Here is a 21,127-nt window from a genome sequence, read left to right as displayed (position 1 = left end):
CTGAAGGACAAGTTAAAAAGTGGTCAGTTGAAGAAGCCGGCAACCGCCGACATTTCTGGCTAACCGCTAACAGGGGTGGGTCAGATTTACTTTGGCAGCCTGGGTCACTATTCGATTGGCATTGACAATTATCTGCTTCGGTGATATTAAGCTTTAGGCCGTCAGACCAGGGAACGGGGTTCATATCGTAGGCTTCAGAAAGCCGCCAGCCTTTACCAGGGACCAAAATGAAACCATGATTGCGTAGGTGATCATCGGTGTTAGAGACAAGAATATTGAAAACAATCCTTGACCAGAGTTCTTGCAGGTCGGTTTTTGTTTGTGCGCCATGTCTTATCAGGACGTCTGCAAGTTCAAGATAACTGACACCTGTAGAGGCATCATCACCATCTTGATGTCTGGTCATTGTCATGGCAGAAGCAAAATGAAGGCGTTGGCCGGATCCTGTACGGTCGAACCGACGGACCATAAAGCAGTGGTAATCGCTGGCATATTTATGCGCTTCAGCTGTTGCGACGTTCAGCCCACAACCCACGGCGAGAGCATTGGCCACCATCTCCCAGCCGCCAACATCGTAATCATCTTTGGTGCTGGGAAATTTTGCGATATAGAGATGGCCATGCTTGTCCACGACACTTGCTTTGGGCCTTGCGCCACCTAGAGAACCACCCGGAGCAATGAGCATCCGCAGCCATTCCTGACCCTGTAGGGATGTATTGTCTGGATCATCTTCTAGTGCGCGGCTTGCCCTTTCTAAAGCGTGAATTTCGGTAAAGGGAGGAGCCGCTTCGTCAGCTCGGTTATCAAGAAATTCACCTTCATCATTAAGCTTGTAGCGTAGGGCCCCTACTCGATAAAGATCATGTACACCCAAGAGATAATTTGATTCGTATAGCCTGGTTCCTTCAGTTTGGATGCCGGCACGAATATCCCGTTCAAGGCGACGCTTCATCAGTATTCGGCCCCAGCGATCGGGACTGGAGTCGCCAAATATGCCGAATTTATCCCGTGGGTGAGTGGGGTACTGGGCACCTTCGAATAAAAGAATTTCTGGATCAAGTTGCAAACGATTGAGGTCGGGATCGGCCAATGCTAGAGGGTCATACTGAAATTCAAATAACTCTCGCGTACGAGTTTGTCGGCTATGCAGGAAGCCAACTCGCTTTGGCCCGTGCATTCCATCCCAGTCTGCATATACCCCAATCATCGCCATCGTTAGCTCCCTTTGATTGACTTCTTCAATGGTTTTAGCAGAGCAACCAGATCGGCCGACGTTGTGCCTGTCGTTTTGCGGGCCGTATTGTTTGCTACGGAGCCAGCTTTTGTTGTTGCAGCTGCCTGTTTGTCTGATCTTTCGTACCTGTAGGCAACCTCAGGGCGCGGTTTTTTGTCTGCCGGGGCTTTACTTGGTTTTGCCTTGGAAGTGAAAACGATGTCGTTCTTTATCAGCCGGGAATCCTGAAGTTGGCGACCTAGTTGATCTTCGGCGGCCAACTGATTCAGATCGTTTTCAAGCCCTAACACCTGCATGACAGATAAATATGCACCTATAGTAACGCCTGCTCCTCCTGCCTCAAGCGAACGCAGTGTCATTGGCGACATACCTGCCCGTTCTGCCACCTGTTTGGCCGTTAGTTTGCGCCGAAGACGCGCAAGTTTCAGCCGCTCACCAAAATCAGTCAGCAATTGGTTAGTTGTAGGAAGTAATGGTGCTGTTTTTTTCGCCATGATGTCAATATTTTATCTTTTTAGTACAGATTACGCCATAATATTAGCATAATTTCGACATGAAGCAGCAAGGGGATGACGTGTGATACTAATATTTTTACTAAAAAGGGTTTAAAACGCCAGAATATTAGCACTTTTGAAACTGCTTCGAAGGAGGGAAGGGGATTTGTACGTATTCACTGCCCCGTATCTGCATCGTCCATTTATGCAACGTCTGTGTTACCTGGGCTCTTATGTTCCTTGCAGATAGTCAACTCGTACTAAACGCACCCCGCTGAACCTCTGGGATGTCTAGCTTAAGGTTTGGCCCGCTTTCCAGCTTAGCCAGCAAGGATTATCATACTATCGAGACTACAGATCTAGAGAGTGTGCTATGCAACATATTATTGAAGGTTTCCTCAGTTTCCAGAAAGAGATTTTTCCTCAGCGTAAGGAGCTCTTTCGCAGCCTTGCCTCCAGCCAGAATCCTAAAGCGCTTTTTATTTCGTGTTCTGACAGCCGCCTGGTACCCGAGCTGGTAACCCAGCAAGATCCGGGGCAGCTTTTCGTTATCCGTAACGCAGGCAACATCGTCCCTTCCTTTGGCCCGGAGCCGGGTGGGGTGTCGGCGACCATCGAATACGCGGTTGTGGCGCTAGGCGTTACTGATATCGTGATTTGCGGCCACTCGAACTGCGGCGCCATGAAGGCTATCGCTTCTTGCCAGTGCCTTGACCCGATGCCTGCTGTTGCTCACTGGCTACACTATGCGGACGCGGCCAAAGCGGTGGTAGAGAAGAAAACCTGGAATAGCGAAATCGACAAAGTTAACGCTATGGTTGAAGAGAACGTGATAGCCCAGCTAAATAATATTAAGACTCACCCGTCCGTTGCCGTTGGGCTGCGCGACAATGCACTACGCCTGCACGGCTGGGTGTACGACATCGAAAGTGGTGAGATCCGCACGCTGGATAAAAATACCAAGAATTTCATTTCGCTGGCGGATAACCCCGAGGTGTACTTCGAATAACAGATGCTTGACTATGAGTGGGACCGCTCCTGGGTAGAAAACCAGGAGCCTTCTGCCTGGCGTCCTTATCTGCTATATTCGCCAGGTGGAAATTATTTAAGCAATCGGGGGTAGGTCGTTAATGGAAAACGAAGAACATATCAGTAACATTATAAAAACGCACCTCGAAGCGACATTAAACGATCTCGGGGAATTTATCTGGGCGTATGTGGTGTTATCGAAAAAAGATATGTCCTGTATCTTTGGGGTAACCAACTATCCTGGTGAGTGGGTAGAGCATTATAAAGCCAACGGTTTGCAGTATACCGATCCGGTGGTGATCACTGCGCTCAACCGGCTAACGCCTTTTTCCTGGGATGAAAATCTGATGACGGGGGGAGGGTTTCATTTTTCCGAACTCTTCGAGCGGGCCAGGAAATTTGGGCTGAATAACGGCTATACGTTTGTATTGCATGATTATAATAATAACCTGGTCACGTTATCATTTATTCTTGCCCCTGAAACCAGAGCGGAATTAACCCAAACGCTGATCAAGAATAAAGGTGACATCTCTGTTTTACTGGCGTCAGTGCATGAGATATATCTAACCCTGAATTCGCTGTCAGAAAAAAACGCCTCTCGCTCGGAAAAAAGCGCCCAATTTACCGAACGGGAAAACGAAATCCTCTACTGGGCCAGCGTGGGCAAAACCTATCAGGAAACGGGGATGATCCTGGGGATCACTACGCGTACGGTCAAGTTTCATATGTCCAACATCGTCAAAAAGCTTGGAGTCGCAAATGCCCGGCATGCAATACGTCTAGGTGTGGAACTTCAACTGATTAAACCGGTTAGTTGATTACAAAGAAGGCTCAGCCACCAGCGGCCAGTCGTTCAGCCTGGTTTCGTCCGCTGTACTGTACTTGCTGAATATCTTGGCTTTTAGCTTCCTCTGGCTCTCAGAGTCGACATGGCCGAGCAACAGATAGACCGGCTCATCTTTCTCGGAAACACCGGTTTCCAACACGGTGACATTCCAGCCGGAGGTTCTGATGATGTGCATCATCGGATGGCTGGCGACGGCAAGAATGCCATCATAGTGATGTTGCCGCGCGTAGTTAATCAGTGAGAGAAACAAAGCCATAGTGACAGGAAACTTACGGCCTAACAGCGAGTGGGTTCTTTCTTTATCCACGAAGAAACGCGTGGATTCAATGTAGTTGCCTTCTGGAATGTTGACATTGTTAAAGAATGAGGAGAATGTACTGTTCAACATATTTTGGTATTTCATGTCTATCATCCTGGTTCCGCATATAATCATGCCGTTCTCCACGCCGAAAATATAATTGGTCTTGTCATTATCAAACTGATCGACCTCCTTGCCGTCAGAGCAGTCGACAGCCCATTGCAGTCTGTCTTTAAAGGTATTTTTTCTTAACATAAAGAGATCTTCAGATTTCTCATTGCTCATTGAAGCATAGTTAACGCTGTAAATATTAAACATAATGTCACCTGTGAATGAATATATAGAGATAAGTTCATCCGGTAACATCAGTGAAGTTTCATTAAGAGCATGCCGGTACAAAGGAATGATAATGCTTTTTAATAGATTTACGCTAACCTTATTATAGGAATAAACGGGTTTTTAGCCGGTGTTGGGTGGGGCGTTTTAGGCGACACTCTGGGCTTAAAAGTGATATGTTTCTTACCACGTGCGGACCCGAGGGAGCGGCAACGGTAACTTTTACCCATTTTTTACAACTTTATACAGATAACAGACAACTCTCCGGCCGATAAGGGCAAGAATGGATTCGATTCTTTTGACAAGGAGCTTCACCATGGATCTGAAATGTATTTTTGCGTTATTCACCCTGTCGGTGCTGCCATGGAGTGCCAGTGCCGCTCCGGCTGCCCCCAAGGTCGTCGTAAAGTCTGAAGTTGCCTCGCCAGTGGTGTTGGAAAATACCCAGGATAAAAACTACCTGAAAATCTCGTTGGTGGGCTATCCGCTGCCGCAGGAAAAACGCAGCCCGATCAATCTGGCGCTGGTCATCGACCGCTCCACCTCAATGAGTGGAGATCGTATCGAAAACGCCAGAAAGGCGGCGATCGCCGCTGTGAACATGCTCAACGGTAATGACACGCTTTCGGTCGTTGCCTATGACTCCGGGGTTGAGGTGGTGATCCCTGCCACCAAGGTCAAAGATACCAAAGAACTGATTAATAAAATTAACAAAAGTATTGAACCGCGTGGGATGACGGCGCTGTTTGCCGGGGTGAGCAAGGGTATCGATCAGGTGAGCAAGCATCTGGATAAAGAGCAGGTTAACCGAATTGTTCTGCTTTCCGACGGGCAGGCTAACGTTGGGCCAACCTCCAACAGTGAGCTGGCCGAGCTGGCCAAACTGGCGGCCAAGAAAGGCATTGCTATTACCACTATCGGCATTGGTGATGGTTATAACGAAGATCTGATGACCACCATTGCTGGCTATAGCGATGGCAACCATGCCTTTGTTGAGCAATCCAGCGATCTGGAAAAGACCTTCGCCTACGAGTTTAACGACGCCATGTCCGTGGTGGCGCAGGATGTGGTGGTGGTGATCAAAACCGCCGATAAGGTTACGCCGGTTCGTCTGTTGGGGCGTGATGGCAGCATCAGCGGCAATACGGTCACCGTGAAACTGAACCAGCTGTATTCCAATCAGGAGAAATATGTTCTGCTGGAAGTGATCCCGGCCAAGGGCAGCAACGCCCAGAGCAAACCGCTGGCCGATGTGAACGTGCGTTATGCCAACCTGAGCACCAAACAGGTCGATACCTTCAATGAGAAGGTGGCGGTGCGTTATAGCCAATCCGCTAAGGACGTGAGTGCCGCTCAGGTTGATGAGGTGCTGGTGGACTCGGCCATTCAGAAGGCGGCAATTGAAAATGAGCGCGCGGTAGAGCTGATGGATGCCGGCAAAATGGAAGAGGCCAAACAGGTATTTAGCGCTAACGCGGCAGCCTTGGAAAGTTTGCCTGTCAGCGCCGCGCCAGCCAGACAAAAAGCCGAAGCCAGCGCGCAGAAGAACAAAGACCTGATGGGTAAAATGGAAAGCGACAGCAAGGAGTCGACCCGTAAGGCAGTGAAAGAGCAGAACTACAACATCAAAACCCAGAAGAACCAGTAGCAGGGAGCCTAATGAGCCAGCGTACTTCCAGAAGTTTGACGGTTTTTATCATCATCACCGTGGCGGTCTTCAGCCTGATCGCCTATCTGGGAGTGCGCACCCTTGAGCACGAAGTGTTGCTACGCCATTACCAATCCCAGACCATGGCACAAACGCGCGTTACGCAAGCCAGCGACAGCGTTATGGATATTCTGCGGCAGAAAGCGACGCGGCTGGACGCGATCACCGACTATATTCAGCCCAACGAACAGGCGCTCAAGGAGCTGGTCGAGAAGGATCACGACATTGATGGCGTGTTTGTCCTGCAGAAAAATCGGTTGTTGTATCCCAACGAAAACGGCCCACTGAGCCAAAAAGAATTAGCCTGGGTTCAGGCCATCACCCCGCTGGTGAACGATCCTTCCTTGCTTTACGGCCACAGTGTCAAAAGCGAAATGGCTATCCCGCAATCCGGCTGGTATATCACCGGCGAGGTGCAGGAGCCGCTGTTGATCTACTGGCGCACTATCGGCAGCGAGACCATCGGATTTCGGGTTCCTTATATCAAACTGCTATCGGACGTGATCAATGCGGTTAACTTCGATTTTGGCAAAGACACGCTGGTGCTGGTAGAGATCGGACGCCTGCTGTACCAAAGCAATCCTTACGTCGAGCTGGGAAACCTGCAGCCGTTGGCCGAACAGAGCCTGCCTTATCCGCTTACCGGCTGGCAGGTGAGCTATTACGGCAAAGCGGCCAGTACTACGGCGGTCTACCTGTGGGGCGGGGCGTTTATCCTGCTAATGCTGGCCATCATGGGCTTGATCATTTTCCGCCTCTACCGGGAATACACCCAGACGGCACGGCTGGCGCGCCAGCAGGTGGGTTTTGTCAGTCAGGTGTCCCACGAGCTGAAAACGCCGCTGACCAATATCACGCTGTATGCAGAGTTGCTGAAAGAAGAGCTGGATGAACAGCACAATGAAGGACTGCGTTACCTGGACGTGATAATCGGTGAGAGCCAGCGCCTATCGCGCCTGATTCAGAACATTCTGAGTTTTACCCGCGAGCCGAAGCTGCACATTCAGCCCATTGACCTCAACCCGCTGCTGGCGAAGATTACTCAGACTTTCACTCCGTCATATCAGGCCAAGGGGATGACGATTTCCCTTTCATTATGCGAAAGCGTGGTGGTGCAGAGTGATATCGATCGCCTGACGCAGATTATCAATAACCTGCTGAGCAATGCGGAAAAGTATGCCACGGCCGGGAAACAGGTCGATGTGCAGGTGGAGTGCAGTGCGGACAATGTGGATATCCACGTGCGGGATTATGGTGACGGTATCGCCGAGAAAGAGCTCAGGATGATTTTCCTGCCCTTTTACCGGGTGAAGTCAGGTATTACCGAGGGCGTATCAGGCACCGGCATTGGCCTGACGATTGCCCAGCAGTTGGCGCACAGCCTGGGCGGGGAGATCCTGGTGGCTCAGCAGTCGCCTGGGGTGCGCTTCACCTTGCGGCTGGCGCGTAAAATAACGGCAAGTGTAATCACCACAGGGATTCAAAATGAAAATACTGGTCGTTGAAGACGATACGAACATTCGCCAGGGATTGGTCGAAGCGCTTTCCCGCGAGGGCTACACCCTGATCGCCGCAGAGAATGGCAAAGTGGCGCTGGAGATGTATCAGCAGGAAAAACCGGATTTTATCATCCTCGATATCATGATGCCGGAGCTGGATGGCTATGCGGTATGCCGGGAGATCCGCAAACAGGATGAGCAGATCCCGATTATCTTTCTATCTGCCAAGGATGAAGAGATTGACCGGGTGGTTGGGTTGGAGCTGGGAGCCGATGATTACATCAGCAAGCCGTTTGGCATTCACGAGATCCGCGCCAGGATTAAGACCATCGCCCGGCGTTGCCTGCGTAGCAAGACCGCGCAGCCAGATGCCAGCTTTTGCTTTGGTGATTTAACCGTGTACCCGAATGAGCTATGCGCTCTGCGCCAGACGGCGAGGTTGGAGCTTTCACTGCGCGAGGTGAAAATCCTGGAGTGCCTCTATCAGCACAAGAATAAGGTCGTCACGCGCGAGATGCTGTTCGATGCCGCCTGGGGCTATGATTTCCTGCCCAATAGCCGCACGTTGGATCAGCATATCTCCAAGCTGCGCAAGACCATTGAGCTCGATGCGAATAGTCCGTTGCTGATCCGCACCGTGCATGGGATGGGGTATCGGTATTTGGGGTGAAAACTGGGTGGTTTAATGTGTTACCTCACCCCTTAAACACCTGTCCCCGATGCCACTCCACAAACTTATCCAAAGGATAGTGTTCGGCGATCTTTGGCAACCTAATCGTCTTCCCTGCAAAGTTCCAGAACAATTGCTCGATCATATGGGTACCGTTCACGCCTGCAGAAACCAGCAGTTTCATGCTGTCATCAAGCCCGATGGCTCCCATATCGAATGCGGAGTGGTGCAATGAGCACAGCGTTAATCCTTTGGTCACGGTGCAGGGGCCGCCGTGTTGCTTCCATTTGATTTGCGCTGCCTCCAAGCCAACGGGCGTAGTGTCGTGCTGCAGGTTGTAGCCACACACCGCGCATTGGTAGTTATAGGCACGCAATATCGTTTGCCTGAATGCCGGGTCACGTGCTTTACGTATTCCATCAAGCTGAAAGTCCAGGCGGTTGGCTATCAACTCTTGAACGCTGTCGGGGAAATGCTCACACAGAATTTGCTGTGCAAGTTTGTCGATCAGGGCGGGCTGGCTGCGTAGCAACTGATAGCTTTCTTCGTCGAAGCCGCCGCTGACGCCATGTTCTATAATCTCCCGCTTCGGTGGCTCTTTGCTGCCTTTCTGCGGGCTACAAAGCTCTGCATTCTGTAATTCCCAGAACCCGTCACCGCGTAAACGCCAGAACGGCATGGTGGGGTAATGGTCACGCCGCTGCGGGCCAAAGCTATTGAGTAATGCCAGCAAGGGGGCGTGGATTTCTTAGCCGTAATTGAACAGCCGCTCGTGCCCTTGCTGATATTGGGATAGCACATACAGCAACAGTAAAGGCTTATGCGGCGCACGCTGATCGCCTTTGCGCCATACGGACAGATGAGTGATGGCGGTTTGCAGTTCCTGGCTGGTTTTCATCGATGCATCCTGGCGGGCGGCGAAAGTGATTGCGATCATGCTCGCAAAATGAAAGGGATTCAATAGCTTCTAGGCAAGCATCAGCCACTCACTCCCTACCTTACTGGCTTTCTTACAAGGTCAGCGGGAGTCTTGATTTCAACGCGTGATCGGTTTGACAAGCTGCCACTCTGCCCCCAGCCTGATGGCATGTTTGGCATTGGTCACGCCCATCTTTTTCACAATATTGCCAATATGGAATTTTACCGTACGGACCTTCACGTCTAAAATAATGGCAATTTCCTGATAGGTTTTACCCATGCTGGCCCAATAGAGCACTTCGTTCTCCCGCGTTGTCAGGGGGGCTTTCTCTTCGCTGGAGTTATCGCGATTATTTCGTGCGGTTTCCTGGAGGCGGGTGGCGAACCTTTCGTGAACGTTAGCCAGCAGCATCTGTAAACGGGCTTTGTTAGGGTGAATTTGGCCCTCTATATCGATGGATTTACTGTCATTAAGCGTCAGCGTCAGCATCGCCAGATTATGATCGTGGTCATGCAATACAAAGGTATAGCCAGTGGTAATATTATAGTTCTTTGCATGGCTGAATATATCTGAGGGCTTTAGCCTTGGGTTTATTGGTGTACTTTCATCCCAAGGAAATGGAGAGACTCTCTGCAGGGCGGAGAGTACCACGGGATCGATGCATTGGTAGTTCCTTTCTTTATAGATATCAATCCATTGGCTTGGATAACTGGAGGTTATCAATGTCTCCATAAAGTCTTTCTTGTTAAGTATCAAATGGGCGTATTTGAAATCGCCAAATTCCGCTATTTGTTTATCCAGATGGTTTTTAAAAGCGTTTTTTTCATCTTGGCTAGCAGAGAAAAATGTAGACATCAAATTACCTCAATATGAAATAATAACGCTACTAACATAACTTGTGGGGTAATAATTTAATCTAGCCGTTGTTGAGCGCCAGATAATATACTGGCTTTCCCGTTATTTTCGCTAAAATAGCAAAAAAAACCTGACCTCGTTGGGTCAGGTTGCCACATTGGCCAACACCAGGGAAATTTTTACTGCCATTATCTTAAAGCCATCTTCTTGGTTGAGGCAAGTGCTCTGTGCCGGATTTTGGCTGTCTATCACCATTATTCGGTCTAGGATTAGTATTGCCTTACGTTGATCATTGCAGCAGCCCGGTATCTGCATTGATATTCTTGCTCCTCACTCTTGGCATTATCTGAGGTAGTTACTCAGGGCTGCATTGGTCACCCACTATTAACTGATCATTATTTGATCAGTTATGAGCCTGTTTTTCTGAAGAAAAACTCTTGTAGGACCTCAATATAAGCATAGTGAGTCCGCGTTATTGCTGTTTGCAGCCTGCTATAAGCCGCTAATCGGGCCGTTGATATCATTGCGTTGATCAATAGATAGTTGCCATGGGGATCCAAGCTTGATCTTCACCGAAAGCTAAAAAGTGAGGTCTCAGCATCGGGCTGGCGGCCTTAAAACCGCTCTCAGACGGGCTCTCATGAGATAAAACGGATTTTTTTCAATGAAAAAAGTGATTTTAATCACAAATAAAGACCCTTAAATCGCTCATTAAATGCTCATTTCGTTGCCATTATGTTGCACTGTCGTGTCTGTTAAACGGGAGGGGGTGAGACTATTCTGATTCGCGAGCTAAGCAACACGTTATAGTGTTACTTTTATGGAAATGTTCTTGATCATCCTTGTGCGTTATTCGTCCGCTAATTCCCTTTATCTACTGCTGTATCAGCATTTTTTAAGAAAAAGCTTATTTATAAAGTGTGGGTGTATAAAGAATATTCTTAGTTGACTATGAGCTTCCTAATTAACTTTTTAAACTAAAATATATACTCTTAATCCTAGGAGTTTTCATAATGAATAATAACAACTTGATAGGTATTATCGATGAATAAAGCCATTCGCGATCGTTTTAACCGATTTTGAATAATTGTTTTTAGCCATTAATATTGTTTTGAAAATTAAGAAATAACTTAGTTTTGCTAAATGGTATTCTGCTCATCCAACGGCGTAATGGAGTTGGTAATATAGTAAAGAAAGGAAGGGATCCTTATGCTAAATATATTGGATTTTGGGTGCCTGCCGCAGGCCGGTTCTCCATCAAAAAGACCTTTAACCTGGCCAGATACCAATAAGTATTTCCGTGAAGGCATCGTAGGTTACTGTAACTCAGTTAATACTTCCCCGGAGCAACTCAAAGTCGTATTTGTTGACTTTCAATTAGCTAACCTGCGCCTTTTTCTGGAGCAGGACTGGCTAATGTATTCTGCTTGTAATCGCATTGTGCTGGTCACCGATAGTTACCTGTTACCCTTGGCCAATTATTATAAGAGCATGTTTCGGCAGGTTGATTCTGTGATCCAGAGAACGGGCGAGTCCAGTGACATTTTTGCTAAAATCGATCATGTTATTGCCGGGGAGCGGGTTTCTTCAACATCGCAAGTCAGGCTGTCTTCGCGTGAGATATGTTTATTACGTACTCTGATACATGGTGTCACCGTGGGCGATCTCGCCAACAGGTTGCGGCTTAGTCCTAAAACGGTTTATGCCCTGCGCCATAATATTTTAGGCAAGATGGGGTTGACTAAAATGAATGATATTTTCACTCAGGCCTATCACTCTGTCAGATAAACTATAACTACCTGTTATCATAGGGCTATAAAAATTAAATGAAATATGCGGTGATTTTATATCGCAGATATTTCGTTGTTTAATTGCCGTAGGACCTTTTCGAAAATTTTAGTTTTCGAATGCGCCCTTGTGTCGCATTTATTGTGCCACGCCAGTAAATATTGGCGGGAAATTAATTGATATAAATAAAGGAAGAAATTTTATGAAGAAGTTAGCTCTGGCTTTGATTGCAGCTTCAGCGTTGGGAACAATTAATCTGGCTAATGCGGACACTCGTACTGCGAACGCGACAGCGTCTTGGGATGCAAAAGCCATTAAAGATACCAGCAGCATGCTGGTGGTTACCCCGATAAAGTCACTGACCTTTAATTACGCAGAAGGTCTGGAGCGTTTTAACTCTCAAGACGGCGCGTTCGATATCACCATCGCTGGCCAGTCTGGCGCGAGTGATTTCAAACTGACCTCTAAAATCATCTCCAACACCCTGAACCGCGCAAGCGATGACTCTGCGCTGACCGTTGGCGTTAAGTGGAACGGCAAAGCACTGTCTGAAAGCAGCGATATGGTGATGATCGATACTTCAGCAGGCATCAGCGCTGGCCTGTCTGCTCTGGCTATGGAAAGTGCTTATGCTGGTGCTAACCGTACCAGCACTCAGGGCGTGTTCGCCTTTGATATCGCGAAAGCGACCGTTGCCGGTGCTGATACGGCGTTCAAAGACCTGACCGATGGTTACTGGGATGGCAACGTAAACGTTGAATTCACAGCAACTTGGGACGGTACTTTCACCACCCTGTAAGTGATTTTGTTGTCTTAACGTAGTCAGGATTGGGGTGAATAGCCCCGATCCTTATGGAATACATGATGAACAGATGGTTTCCTACGCTGATGTGCTCAGCACTATTTTATTGTACTCACGCCGGTGCAATTAACGTTGGCGCGATTACATCAATCATTTCCCCTGAGCAGAGCGTTATCGCCAAGGAGGTGATTAATACCGTGGATGATGCCCGTCTGGTCAGCCTGAGGGTCGAGCGTATTTCCTCCCCGATGGAAGGTGGCAAAGTGATCCCAATGGAGAGCAAGCAGGAAATAATGGCCACGCCATCCAACCTGATATTGCCCGGCAAGGGGAAAGATGTTTTCCGCGTTTTCTATTACGGGCCTAAGGACGATAAAGAGCGTTATTACCGTTTAATCTGGAATGATAATCCGGTTACCGAAGAGGGGCTGTCAAAGACCAAAAAATCCGCTTCGGCAACCACCTCGGCAACCATAAGCACCATTATGGTCGTCACACCACGGAAGGATAAATTCGATTATCAATACCGAGATGGTGTTGCTTATAACACCGGAAACAGCTCTTTCCGCGTGGTGGCATTTGGTCCCTGTAAGCAGCCACAGACCAGTGAAGAGAAAAATAAAGGGTGCCGTGAGCGTTATTACGTTATGCCGGGATTAGGCGTGCATTTGAAATTTGTTGATATCAATAATCAAAAACTCAGCGTTGGCATTTGGCACAACGAAGATTATATCAACGTGAAATAGCCTCTTTACTCATTACCTGCATCGTAAATGTTTTCCAGGTGTGGGTTAGGAGGCTATTTGGGGAAGCAAATGGGTAATAATTTCATCTTAAGGACAAGAACCAAGGCTGTAGCGTTATGTATTGCTGCGGCTCTGATGTCTATGCAGGCTAACGCCAGAAACCTACAGGATGTTCGTTTAGGAAATTATCTTATCCCGGGGGTATTTGGTCAGGCGCTGACCGAAGGTATGACCATTCCTGTATTGCTACGTTACAAAGGTGGCAACCAACAAGAAAAACAAAAGGTAGCGGATGCGCTGGTGGTGCTGGAAAAAGACCGCCTGATGATAAGAGAAATTACGCTGGCGGAAGAGTCTGAAGGGGCAACGTTGGCCGAGACGACCCAGACATTGATCCGTGGTCTGAAAGATCGTTTCTTTGATCAAAATACCCATATTGCCGTTTCGTCCGATGCCGATTTGAACCTGAATATCCGTTCATTTGTACTGACGCTGGACGTGAGTGAAAAAAGCTTGGGGACCGCAATTATCCCACGAACGAGTCTTCTGGGACTCTCTTCGGTGCCGCATTTCAGTTCGGTGCTAAATTACGATCTCGGTGTTTACCGCTCGCAGTTAAAAAAGGGCGAGAACACCTCGAATAACTATCTGACCCTGGATAACACCTTCGGCTTTGCGGAGCATCATTTCAATGTGAACGGCTCGTTTTACGGTATTGGGGAGTCCCAGCAGGATTCTCAGCTTTACCGCGCCATGTATGAACGGGACATGAGCGGACGCCGTCTGGCATTTGGCTTGGTTGACACCTGGAACCTGCAATCGTTGGGGAACCTATCGGCACTTAACTCCAGCAAGGTGTACGGCGTCACCTATGGCAATAAGTCCGCTACCCAGATCCAGAATACCCAATATTCGCTAACGCCAATTACCGTATTCTTACCTAGCGCGGGTGAAGTCCATATCTACCGGCAGGGGCGTCTGTTGAACATCCAGAATTTCCCGATGGGCAGCTTTGAGGTTGATACCAGCCGTCTGCCGTATGGGATTTATGACGTTGATGTCGATGTGGTGATCGACGGCAAAACCCATTCGCGTATGCGCCAGACGATCAACAAAGCCTTCTCTGGCAATAATGGCGTGGCGCAAGAACTTAACTGGCAGCTCTATGGCGGATATGTTAATTACGACAGCCGCAATAACCGCACCAATGGCAGCACCACCAACGAAACCTATCTGGCAGGGGCGTCGGCGGCCATGTCGATCCCGGAAATTCTCAAGATCGCCTCGGTCCCGGCGATATTTGGCCTGGCAGTGCAAACCTCGACCTATACCTTCGACAAGAAGGTGGTGAATGAAACTTCGATCAACCTCAACGTGAACCAGTTCGCGAGCTTGGGCTGGCAGGGGTTGCTGTCGCAGGGCGGGCGTTACCGCAATATTTTAAGCGCCAGCCTTATGCTACCGAAAGGCTTCGGCAGCGTGTGGGCCAACCGGGAGAAGAGCCATATCGGTAAGGAGTTGCCGGTCTATGAGTCGGACAGCTATTCCTATGGCGGAACCCTTAGCCTGAGCCGGTTCTTTGAACGTGGTGGGCAGCTTACGCTTAGCCGCACGGTAGATAAGCGTGAACGCAGTACCTCTAACAACCTGGAATACTCCACGTCACTATTCTCCGGGCGTTATGGCACGGTCAATCTACGCGCCGGTATCCAGCGTTATCGCTATGATTTCCAGTCCAATAGCACCAACCAGCGCTATATCTCGTTGGACTTCTCTTTGCCGCTGGCCGCCTGGTTAAGCACCGGTGTGTCTTCCAACAATGGCAACGTGCGGGCCAACCTGGCCGGCAACAAGAGCTTCGATGACTCGGCGTTTACCTCTGCCGGTTTCAACCTGGCCAAGCTGGTCAAGGATAAGCACAACGGTGACAGCGCTTATTCGGCCTCTGGCTATGCTGCCTTCGATACCAAATACAGCGCGGGCACCTTGTCGCTCTCACGGCCTGACAACAATCGCCTCAATGGCAACCTGACTGCGCGCGGTGCAGTGGCCTACAGCGATAAGAACTTCGCCGCCAGCGGTATTCAGGAGAAATCTGGGGTGTTGGTAAAAACCGGCTTCATCGACGATGCGGTGCTGTCGGCTCAGATCGATGGCCGCAGCTATCCGCTGAGCGGTAAGAATAACTTTATCCCGTTGCCGCCGTACTCGAGCTACAAGGTTGAACTGATGAACGATAAAAACTCGATGGACAGCTTTGACATCGTCAAGGGGCGCACTCGCAATGTCACGCTGTATCCGGGCAACGTCGCCGTTTATGAGCCGGAAGTGAAACAGTTAGTGACGGTGTTCGGCCGTATGACCATGGAAAATGGCCGGGCGATCGCCAATGCCGCTGTGCGTAACCACATCGGTAAAACCATTACGGATGCGACGGGCGCCTTCCAGATGGACGTTGATAAACGCTACCCGAGCGTGTCATTGACCATGCCAGATAATGGCATTTGCGAAGTCGATCTGGATTTGGCCAAGGCCAAGGGCGTGAAGTGGGTCGGCGATGTGGTGTGCAACGTGCAGACCATACTGGCACAACGATGAGCAAAGGGTGTGACATGAAACTGCGTAATATTTGCCAGTTGGTTGGGGTACTGATGCTGGCTGCCTTCTCTAGCCAGGCGGCCAACGTGAGCAACAGTTATTTCTTTATCGAAAATCAGGTGGATGGAGAGTACTTCATCACGCCACAGAGCACCGATCCCCGTTTCAGCGGGGCCAACGCGTTTACCAAATATGCGTCAGGCGACCAACGCAGTTTGGGCTATATGGGCTATACCGGGCTGATCCAGACCAATTCGTTCGCCGATATCTGGTTGGAGGATTCTCCCATCGCTCGGCCATTTATCGGTAACCGCTGTATGAATAATGGTAGCGGTTGCCCCTCGAACGGTTATCTGCCGGGCTATATTGGTGATAATGGCGTTTATCACGTGGCGGTTAACACCAGCAGCGGTGAAGCGCGTTATGGGCGTGGTATTTTCTCTGATTCGGCTTATGAGTATTTTAAAAATGTGTCGGTAGGCTCGACGGAAATTTATAAATACCGTTTCTGCTCTACCCGCACGGACTACAACCCTGCAGCAGGGCAAAGCTGCGTCAGCGTAGGCGGTTCGCAGACCAGCCATGAGTTCACCATCACCAAAGCGGGTAATTTGCAGTTGGAATCTACCAACGCACTGCAGGAAATTTTTATCGACAGCAATGGCAATCCGGTGATGGGAACGGGTTCTCAGTTCTGCTCTGTGGGCTACATTGGCTCACTGAGTGGCGCGATCTGTAAGCTGGTGTCTTATCAGATGCAGGGGAGTACCCTTTCGCCGATGCGCATGAACATGAAGCTCAACACTGCTGCGCTTGGGTTTACGCCTGCGGCAAATACCATTCGCCTGAGTGCCGATGGTGCCAGTGGTTGGGTGAACTACAGCGCCACGACCAACGCGGCGAATTTGATCAAAGCCGGTAGCGGCGGTATTTATGTCTTTTTATCGCAGACCTTCCTGAAGAACCTGATCGATCGGGGTGTTGATCTGAGCCACAGCCAGGATTTCTTCACTTTCCTGTTTACCAGTACGGTGGCACCGCAGTCCGGATATTACGAATTCTCGCCTTCGAACACTATCTTGCTGATCCCGCGCGATTATGGGATTAGCATTATCTCCAAAGACCTGGTGCTTAATCCCAAGCGTGAAGGCAAAGTCGGCAGCACAGAACCGCCGATCGTGTTCGACTATATTGTGACTACCTCTGGCCCAAGACAGGCTGATAGCATTACCGCGCAGGTTTACGGTCCGGCAGGGCAGGTCAATGGGCGCCCGTACTGCGTCTTTTCCTCTACCGACGGTAAGCTTAGGGTGCCGTTCTCGGCCTATCTGGCTTATACCGACAACGTCGGGCAAGTTGTCCGCACGCGTGCCAGCTGTGATGATGCACCTATCAGCCTGAATGCGGCTCGTTGGGTAAGAACCGCCTGGCCGGTTCCCTCACAAAACGATGGCAGCTTTTATCGCACCGAGTTGTCTCTCAGCTTCCCGATGAATGAGGGCAATTCGATGTGGACCCTGGATGGGCGGGATTGGATGGGGATTGTCAGCGCCACCGGCGAGGTAAGGGTCAGAGCGGTCTGGACCGGCCCTGATATCCAATAGGATCGAAAATGACGATAAGACTAGGGTGGTGGCTAGCGGGGCTGATGTTGGCGTTTCCGGCGCAGGCGATTTACCTCTCGTCCGGAGTATTTACTCTGGAGAGCGATCGCACCTTCTTCTCGCGCCAGTTTGTTAACAACACCAAAGAGACCAATCTGTATGTGATCGCTGCCTATCGGATTGCCAAACCGGGGGTTGATGAACAACCTCAGCCCCTAGAACAGGGCGAACTGCTCTATACCCCACTGCGCAAAGTACTGGAGCCGGGAGCGTGGGAATATTTCAAGATCTTCTATCGCGGCCCGGCGGACGAGCGCGAGCGCTATTATCGCATAGTGATCCAGGAGATCCCGGCCAACTTGATGGAGATGCAGGGGGGAGACAAGACACCGCTGGTATCCCCGACCATGGCGCTAGATACCATCATGGTAATTCGCCCGCGCAAGATGCGTTTCACTTATCACTATGATCCGCTGGCCGGGGTGTTGAAAAACACCGGCAATACCTATTTCCGCGTGATGATCCATCAGGGCTGCGACGGGCAGGATGACACCGCCAAGGTGTTCAATCTGTTGCCGGGGGAAAGCTATCGTGGTGCCGATCTGCGTGGGCAGAATCGCAAGTTTATTATCGGGTTCAACAAGTATCAGCGTCTTGGGGAGCAGTGTTTCGAGCAGGGGCAGGGATAGGATCCCCACCCCAGTTCACCACCAAAGCTAGACTTCCTTGCGCCCCAGGTAGCGCTCTTTCATCAAAGAAACGCCAATCGCAATATCCAGCACTGGCGAAGGCGGCAGGTAGTTTGCCTTACCGAGTTCCTGCATCGCGCCAATCAGCGGATGGTCGATCCCTAGCGCATAGTCCGCCAATAACGTCCCGGCAATGGTTTGCTTGGACACGCCTGCGCCGTTACAGCCCCCGGCGGTATAAATGCCTTTCTTCAACTCGCCCCAAACCGGCGCGCCATTACGGGTGACGCTGATGGTGCCAGACCAGGTACTTGTCAGCGGCACATCCCTCAGCTGCGGGTATATCTTGTTGAAAATCTGCTGATGCAACAGGGTCGCTTGATAGGTCTGTGCAGCGGTGATCCGGCCGTTCAAGGCTGGCGTCACATGTTGGCGGATCAGGAAACGATGATCCTGGGTATAGCGCACCGTTGCTCCAGCGATCGCGTTGACCGGTGTCAGCCCCCAACTGTTCATGGTTGGCAGCTTTTGGCGTTGCTCTGCGGTTAATGGTGCGGTGATGCTGGCGAAAGTAGCCATTGCCGCCTGCTGGCTGGTAACCGGAGCCAGTTCCCTGGAGAGGGCGTTGGTGGCTAACATCACGTTGGCTGTTTTAATCGTGCCAAAGGGGGTAACCACCTGCGTCACGCTACCGTGCCGGATCGCCATCACCGGGGTATGGTTATACATCGTCACGTTGTCCGGCAGATTATTTGCCAGGCCGACGATCAGGCTGGCAGGATTAACCAGGATCGAGCTTGGGGTATAGATGCCCTTATTGTAAAAACGAGTACCCAATTTTCGATACAGCGCCTCCTTATCCATTATTTGATAGGGTTCGTTCATGGTATCGAGATTATCGGTATATTCTTTGAGCACCCTCTGATTAGTCGCATCAACCTGGCAGTGATATTTTCCGGCATTCTCCCATTCGCATTCGATCCCCTGTTGCTCAATTTGCTGGGTTAATTGATTGATCCCTTCTTGTAATAAAGAGCGATACGACTGGGCTTTTTTCAACTCCGCCGTAGAGCTGCCAATATTATGGGGTAATCCGATAATAAACCCTGAATTTCTAGCCGAAGAACTCTCAGCCGCGCAGGCTGAATCAACGATGAGGATCTTCAATTTAGGATCTTGATTGGCCAGCCGTCTGGCGAAGGAAATCCCGGCAAAGCCGCAGCCCACGACCACCCAGTCGGCCTCGGTATCGCCGATCAGCGTTGGGTAAACGGTCGGGCGCAGGTCAGGTTTTAACCAGCCATTTTGGTTTTGATTTAACGGCACTGATGCATATTTCAAACTCAAGGTCCTTTTCAAAATGTTTGCCACTCAAGGTCACTAAATAGGGTTATAAAACATTTAGCCAGGCTGAACCAGCAGATTCAGCCGTTGCTGATTAACCCCAATTTATTGACGGTCAGTTATTTATAAGCAACCGTTAAGCATTGAGGTACCTCATTGGATTACCGCATTTTGCCAATTGGCCGGGGAGTGCAATCTTGGCGAGCCTCTATGACAGAAATTAAGGTCACTCAGCAGATTTATTTCTGATTTTTTCCTTTATTCCCCAGCCATAGCTGTTTAGTATCGGAATTGGTGAGAATGATCCATTTCTTGAGGTTTTCTTCTGAAAATCGGCCATTTCCGCCCGGTAAGGTAGAGTTGTTAACTAAATTATTGTTGTAACTTAGTGGATTTGACTATTCTAAACGGACTTCTAAAAAATATAAGAACGGAAATATTCTATGTCACAGATGTTAGCGCTTTTGATTGTAATGGTGATTTTATACCTGGGAGATGCGGTATCCGTGCGTACTAAAGCCTGGATCCCTTCTGTATTTGTCTGCGCGGTGTTGTTCCTGTTCGGCTACTGGACGTTTTTCCCGAAGGATATCGTCAGCCTGGCCGGTATCACACCGGCGGTAGCGGTGATGCTGATGTATCTGCTGATCACCAACATGGGGACGCTGCTCTCGGTGCCTGAGCTGATGCGGCAATGGAAAACCATTGTGATCTCGCTGTCGGGGATTGCTGGCATTATCGCCGCCGTGTTTGTTGCCTGTATGCTGATGTTTGATATGAACACCGCCATCGTGACCATTCCCCCATTGGTTGGCGGCATCGTTTCGGCGTTGATCATGTCTAAGGGGGCTGCCAGCGCGGGCCTGGTCGATCTCTCGGTATTCGCTATCCTGATCTACGTAATGCAGGGGTTTGCCGGTTATCCGTTAACCGCCATCATGCTGCAGCGGGAAGGCAAACGCGTGCTGCAAAAATATCGCAATGGCGAATGGCACGAATCTGCCGCACTACTGCCAGCCGATAAAATGCCAACCACGGTCAGCGCGGAAGAAAAAATGCCGCGTATGTTTGGCCTGATCCCGGCTCATTACAATACCAGCTACTTCAAGTTTCTGCGTCTGGCGCTGGTAGGCTACCTGGCTTATCTGGTATCAGACCTGCTGGCCCCGGTGGTCACCATCAGCCCGTTTGTGCTGTGTTTGCTGTTTGGCGTAGTAGCGGCCACGATCGGTTTCCTGGAAAAACAACCGTTGCAGAAGGCCAACGGCTTCGGGTTTGCGGTGATGGGGCTGATGCTGTTTATCTTTGACACCCTGAACAGAGCAACCCCGGAAATGCTGCTGCGGCTGGTATTCCCGATGCTTGTGCTGATCGCCGTGGCGGTGGTGGGCATGTTTGTCGTCTCGTGGATCGTGGGTAAATTCCTTGGCGTCAGCATGGAGATGGCCTTCGCGATCTCCCTGACGGCGATGTATGGCTTCCCGGCGGATTACATCATCACCAACGAAGCGATAACGGCGCTGACCAAAGACGAAAAAGAGCGTGAGATCCTGACGCACCACATGTTGGCACCGATGCTGGTCGGCGGATTTATTTCCGTGACGATGGTTTCCGTGGTGCTGGCAGGCGTTATGGTCGGTTACATCACCCCAATCGCAGGATAAGTC

General features: G+C 50.0%; 17 protein-coding genes and 1 pseudogene. 12 read left to right on the top strand and 6 right to left on the bottom strand.

What is annotated here, in order from left to right:
* Both ACMV5H_RS04425 and ACMV5H_RS04420 read right to left on the bottom strand, forming a co-directional pair.
* The coding region (locus ACMV5H_RS04425; protein ID WP_414821499.1) for a type II toxin-antitoxin system HipA family toxin at positions 1-1,213 on the bottom strand (1,213 nt) is incomplete at its 3' end.
* Between the two features lie 2 nt (positions 1,214-1,215).
* Entirely contained in the window at positions 1,216-1,728 is a 513-nt protein-coding gene (locus ACMV5H_RS04420) for a helix-turn-helix domain-containing protein (RefSeq protein WP_021807854.1), read from the bottom strand.
* A gap of 373 nt (positions 1,729-2,101) precedes the next feature.
* On the opposite strand from ACMV5H_RS04420, the gene ACMV5H_RS04415 reads away from it, so the two are divergent.
* Both ACMV5H_RS04415 and ACMV5H_RS04410 read left to right on the top strand, forming a co-directional pair.
* Positions 2,102-2,737: a carbonic anhydrase gene (locus ACMV5H_RS04415; protein ID WP_021179138.1), complete on the top strand. Its 636-nt coding sequence runs from the start codon at positions 2,102-2,104 to the stop codon at positions 2,735-2,737.
* A gap of 121 nt (positions 2,738-2,858) precedes the next feature.
* The gene (locus ACMV5H_RS04410) at positions 2,859-3,575 is read left to right on the top strand and encodes a helix-turn-helix transcriptional regulator (protein ID WP_021179139.1); all 717 of its coding nucleotides are present in this window, start codon (positions 2,859-2,861) and stop codon (positions 3,573-3,575) included.
* On the opposite strand, the gene ACMV5H_RS04405 is transcribed toward ACMV5H_RS04410, so the two are convergent.
* Entirely contained in the window at positions 3,576-4,220 is a 645-nt protein-coding gene (locus ACMV5H_RS04405) for an acyl-homoserine-lactone synthase (protein ID WP_414821498.1), read from the bottom strand.
* 334 nt (positions 4,221-4,554) lie between these two features.
* Here ACMV5H_RS04405 and ACMV5H_RS04400 point away from each other — a divergent pair, with 334 nt between their 5' ends.
* The 3 genes from ACMV5H_RS04400 to ACMV5H_RS04390 are packed head-to-tail and all read left to right on the top strand — an operon-like array spanning position 4,555 to position 8,115.
* On the top strand, positions 4,555-5,886 hold the full coding sequence (locus ACMV5H_RS04400; RefSeq protein ID WP_115158983.1) for a vWA domain-containing protein: 1,332 nt from the start codon (positions 4,555-4,557) through the stop codon (positions 5,884-5,886).
* A gap of 11 nt (positions 5,887-5,897) precedes the next feature.
* Positions 5,898-7,451, top strand: a complete 1,554-nt coding sequence (locus ACMV5H_RS04395) for a sensor histidine kinase (protein ID WP_414821497.1) — start codon at positions 5,898-5,900, stop codon at positions 7,449-7,451.
* Positions 7,432-8,115, top strand: a complete 684-nt coding sequence (locus tag ACMV5H_RS04390) for a response regulator transcription factor (RefSeq protein ID WP_021807859.1) — start codon at positions 7,432-7,434, stop codon at positions 8,113-8,115. The genes ACMV5H_RS04395 and ACMV5H_RS04390 overlap by 20 nt, the downstream gene beginning before the upstream one ends.
* Positions 8,116-8,140: 25 nt before the next feature.
* Here the strand turns inward: ACMV5H_RS04390 and ACMV5H_RS04385 are convergent.
* A pseudogene (locus tag ACMV5H_RS04385) lies at positions 8,141-9,013 on the bottom strand (phosphorothioated DNA-binding restriction endonuclease).
* Positions 9,014-9,151: 138 nt separating this feature from the next.
* Positions 9,152-9,889, bottom strand: a complete 738-nt coding sequence (locus ACMV5H_RS04380; RefSeq protein ID WP_094982202.1) for a LuxR family transcriptional regulator — start codon at positions 9,887-9,889, stop codon at positions 9,152-9,154.
* Positions 9,890-11,098: 1,209 nt separating this feature from the next.
* Here ACMV5H_RS04380 and ACMV5H_RS04375 point away from each other — a divergent pair.
* The 6 genes from ACMV5H_RS04375 (at position 11,099) to ACMV5H_RS04350 (ending at position 18,116) form a co-directional block, all read left to right on the top strand.
* Entirely contained in the window at positions 11,099-11,677 is a 579-nt protein-coding gene (locus ACMV5H_RS04375; protein ID WP_037376594.1) for a LuxR C-terminal-related transcriptional regulator, read from the top strand.
* Positions 11,678-11,879: 202 nt separating this feature from the next.
* The gene (gene ecpA, locus ACMV5H_RS04370; protein WP_021807862.1) at positions 11,880-12,476 is read left to right on the top strand and encodes a common pilus major fimbrillin subunit EcpA; all 597 of its coding nucleotides are present in this window, start codon (positions 11,880-11,882) and stop codon (positions 12,474-12,476) included.
* Between the two features lie 65 nt (positions 12,477-12,541).
* Complete coding sequence (locus ACMV5H_RS04365; protein WP_094982201.1) at positions 12,542-13,225, top strand: hypothetical protein; 684 nt, start codon at positions 12,542-12,544, stop codon at positions 13,223-13,225.
* Positions 13,226-13,360: 135 nt separating this feature from the next.
* Entirely contained in the window at positions 13,361-15,823 is a 2,463-nt protein-coding gene (locus tag ACMV5H_RS04360; RefSeq protein ID WP_094982242.1) for a CS1-pili formation C-terminal domain-containing protein, read from the top strand.
* A gap of 14 nt (positions 15,824-15,837) precedes the next feature.
* Positions 15,838-17,427: a hypothetical protein gene (locus tag ACMV5H_RS04355; protein ID WP_021807865.1), complete on the top strand. Its 1,590-nt coding sequence runs from the start codon at positions 15,838-15,840 to the stop codon at positions 17,425-17,427.
* A gap of 8 nt (positions 17,428-17,435) precedes the next feature.
* Positions 17,436-18,116 (top strand): fimbrial protein, encoded by a 681-nt coding sequence (locus ACMV5H_RS04350; protein WP_147281008.1) that lies wholly within the window; start codon positions 17,436-17,438, stop codon positions 18,114-18,116.
* A 27-nt stretch (positions 18,117-18,143) separates the two neighbouring features.
* On the opposite strand, the gene ACMV5H_RS04345 is transcribed toward ACMV5H_RS04350, so the two are convergent.
* Positions 18,144-19,457 carry an NAD(P)/FAD-dependent oxidoreductase gene (locus ACMV5H_RS04345; protein ID WP_115158987.1) on the bottom strand — a complete coding sequence of 438 codons (1,314 nt, stop codon included), beginning with the start codon at positions 19,455-19,457 and terminating at the stop codon, positions 18,144-18,146.
* 446 nt (positions 19,458-19,903) lie between these two features.
* Here ACMV5H_RS04345 and ACMV5H_RS04340 point away from each other — a divergent pair, with 446 nt between their 5' ends.
* Positions 19,904-21,124 (top strand): hypothetical protein, encoded by a 1,221-nt coding sequence (locus ACMV5H_RS04340; RefSeq protein WP_115158988.1) that lies wholly within the window; start codon positions 19,904-19,906, stop codon positions 21,122-21,124.
* Positions 21,125-21,127: the final 3 nt, after the last annotated feature.

It is taken from the genome of Serratia sp. N21D137 (assembly GCF_047530005.1).
GTDB lineage: Bacteria > Pseudomonadota > Gammaproteobacteria > Enterobacterales > Enterobacteriaceae > Chania > Chania fonticola_B.
This window is presented reverse-complemented; position numbering and strand designations above follow the sequence as displayed.

Bases quoted from the DNA above. Each gene is read 5' to 3' on its own strand.
- ecpA (WP_021807862.1), top strand. From the start codon at position 11,880: ATGAAGAAGTTAGCTCTGGCTTTGATTGCAGCTTCAGCGTTGGGAACA.
- ACMV5H_RS04410 (WP_021179139.1), top strand. From the start codon at position 2,859: ATGGAAAACGAAGAACATATCAGTAACATTATAAAAACGCACCTCGAA.
- ACMV5H_RS04390 (WP_021807859.1), top strand. From the start codon at position 7,432: ATGAAAATACTGGTCGTTGAAGACGATACGAACATTCGCCAGGGATTG.
- ACMV5H_RS04400 (WP_115158983.1), top strand. From the start codon at position 4,555: ATGGATCTGAAATGTATTTTTGCGTTATTCACCCTGTCGGTGCTGCCA.
- ACMV5H_RS04380 (WP_094982202.1), bottom strand. From the start codon at position 9,889: ATGTCTACATTTTTCTCTGCTAGCCAAGATGAAAAAAACGCTTTTAAA.
- ACMV5H_RS04375 (WP_037376594.1), top strand. From the start codon at position 11,099: ATGCTAAATATATTGGATTTTGGGTGCCTGCCGCAGGCCGGTTCTCCA.
- ACMV5H_RS04340 (WP_115158988.1), top strand. From the start codon at position 19,904: ATGTCACAGATGTTAGCGCTTTTGATTGTAATGGTGATTTTATACCTG.
- ACMV5H_RS04350 (WP_147281008.1), top strand. From the start codon at position 17,436: ATGACGATAAGACTAGGGTGGTGGCTAGCGGGGCTGATGTTGGCGTTT.
- ACMV5H_RS04355 (WP_021807865.1), top strand. From the start codon at position 15,838: ATGAAACTGCGTAATATTTGCCAGTTGGTTGGGGTACTGATGCTGGCT.
- ACMV5H_RS04360 (WP_094982242.1), top strand. From the start codon at position 13,361: ATGTCTATGCAGGCTAACGCCAGAAACCTACAGGATGTTCGTTTAGGA.
- ACMV5H_RS04420 (WP_021807854.1), bottom strand. From the start codon at position 1,728: ATGGCGAAAAAAACAGCACCATTACTTCCTACAACTAACCAATTGCTG.
- ACMV5H_RS04415 (WP_021179138.1), top strand. From the start codon at position 2,102: ATGCAACATATTATTGAAGGTTTCCTCAGTTTCCAGAAAGAGATTTTT.
- ACMV5H_RS04405 (WP_414821498.1), bottom strand. From the start codon at position 4,220: ATGTTTAATATTTACAGCGTTAACTATGCTTCAATGAGCAATGAGAAA.
- ACMV5H_RS04365 (WP_094982201.1), top strand. From the start codon at position 12,542: ATGAACAGATGGTTTCCTACGCTGATGTGCTCAGCACTATTTTATTGT.
- ACMV5H_RS04395 (WP_414821497.1), top strand. From the start codon at position 5,898: ATGAGCCAGCGTACTTCCAGAAGTTTGACGGTTTTTATCATCATCACC.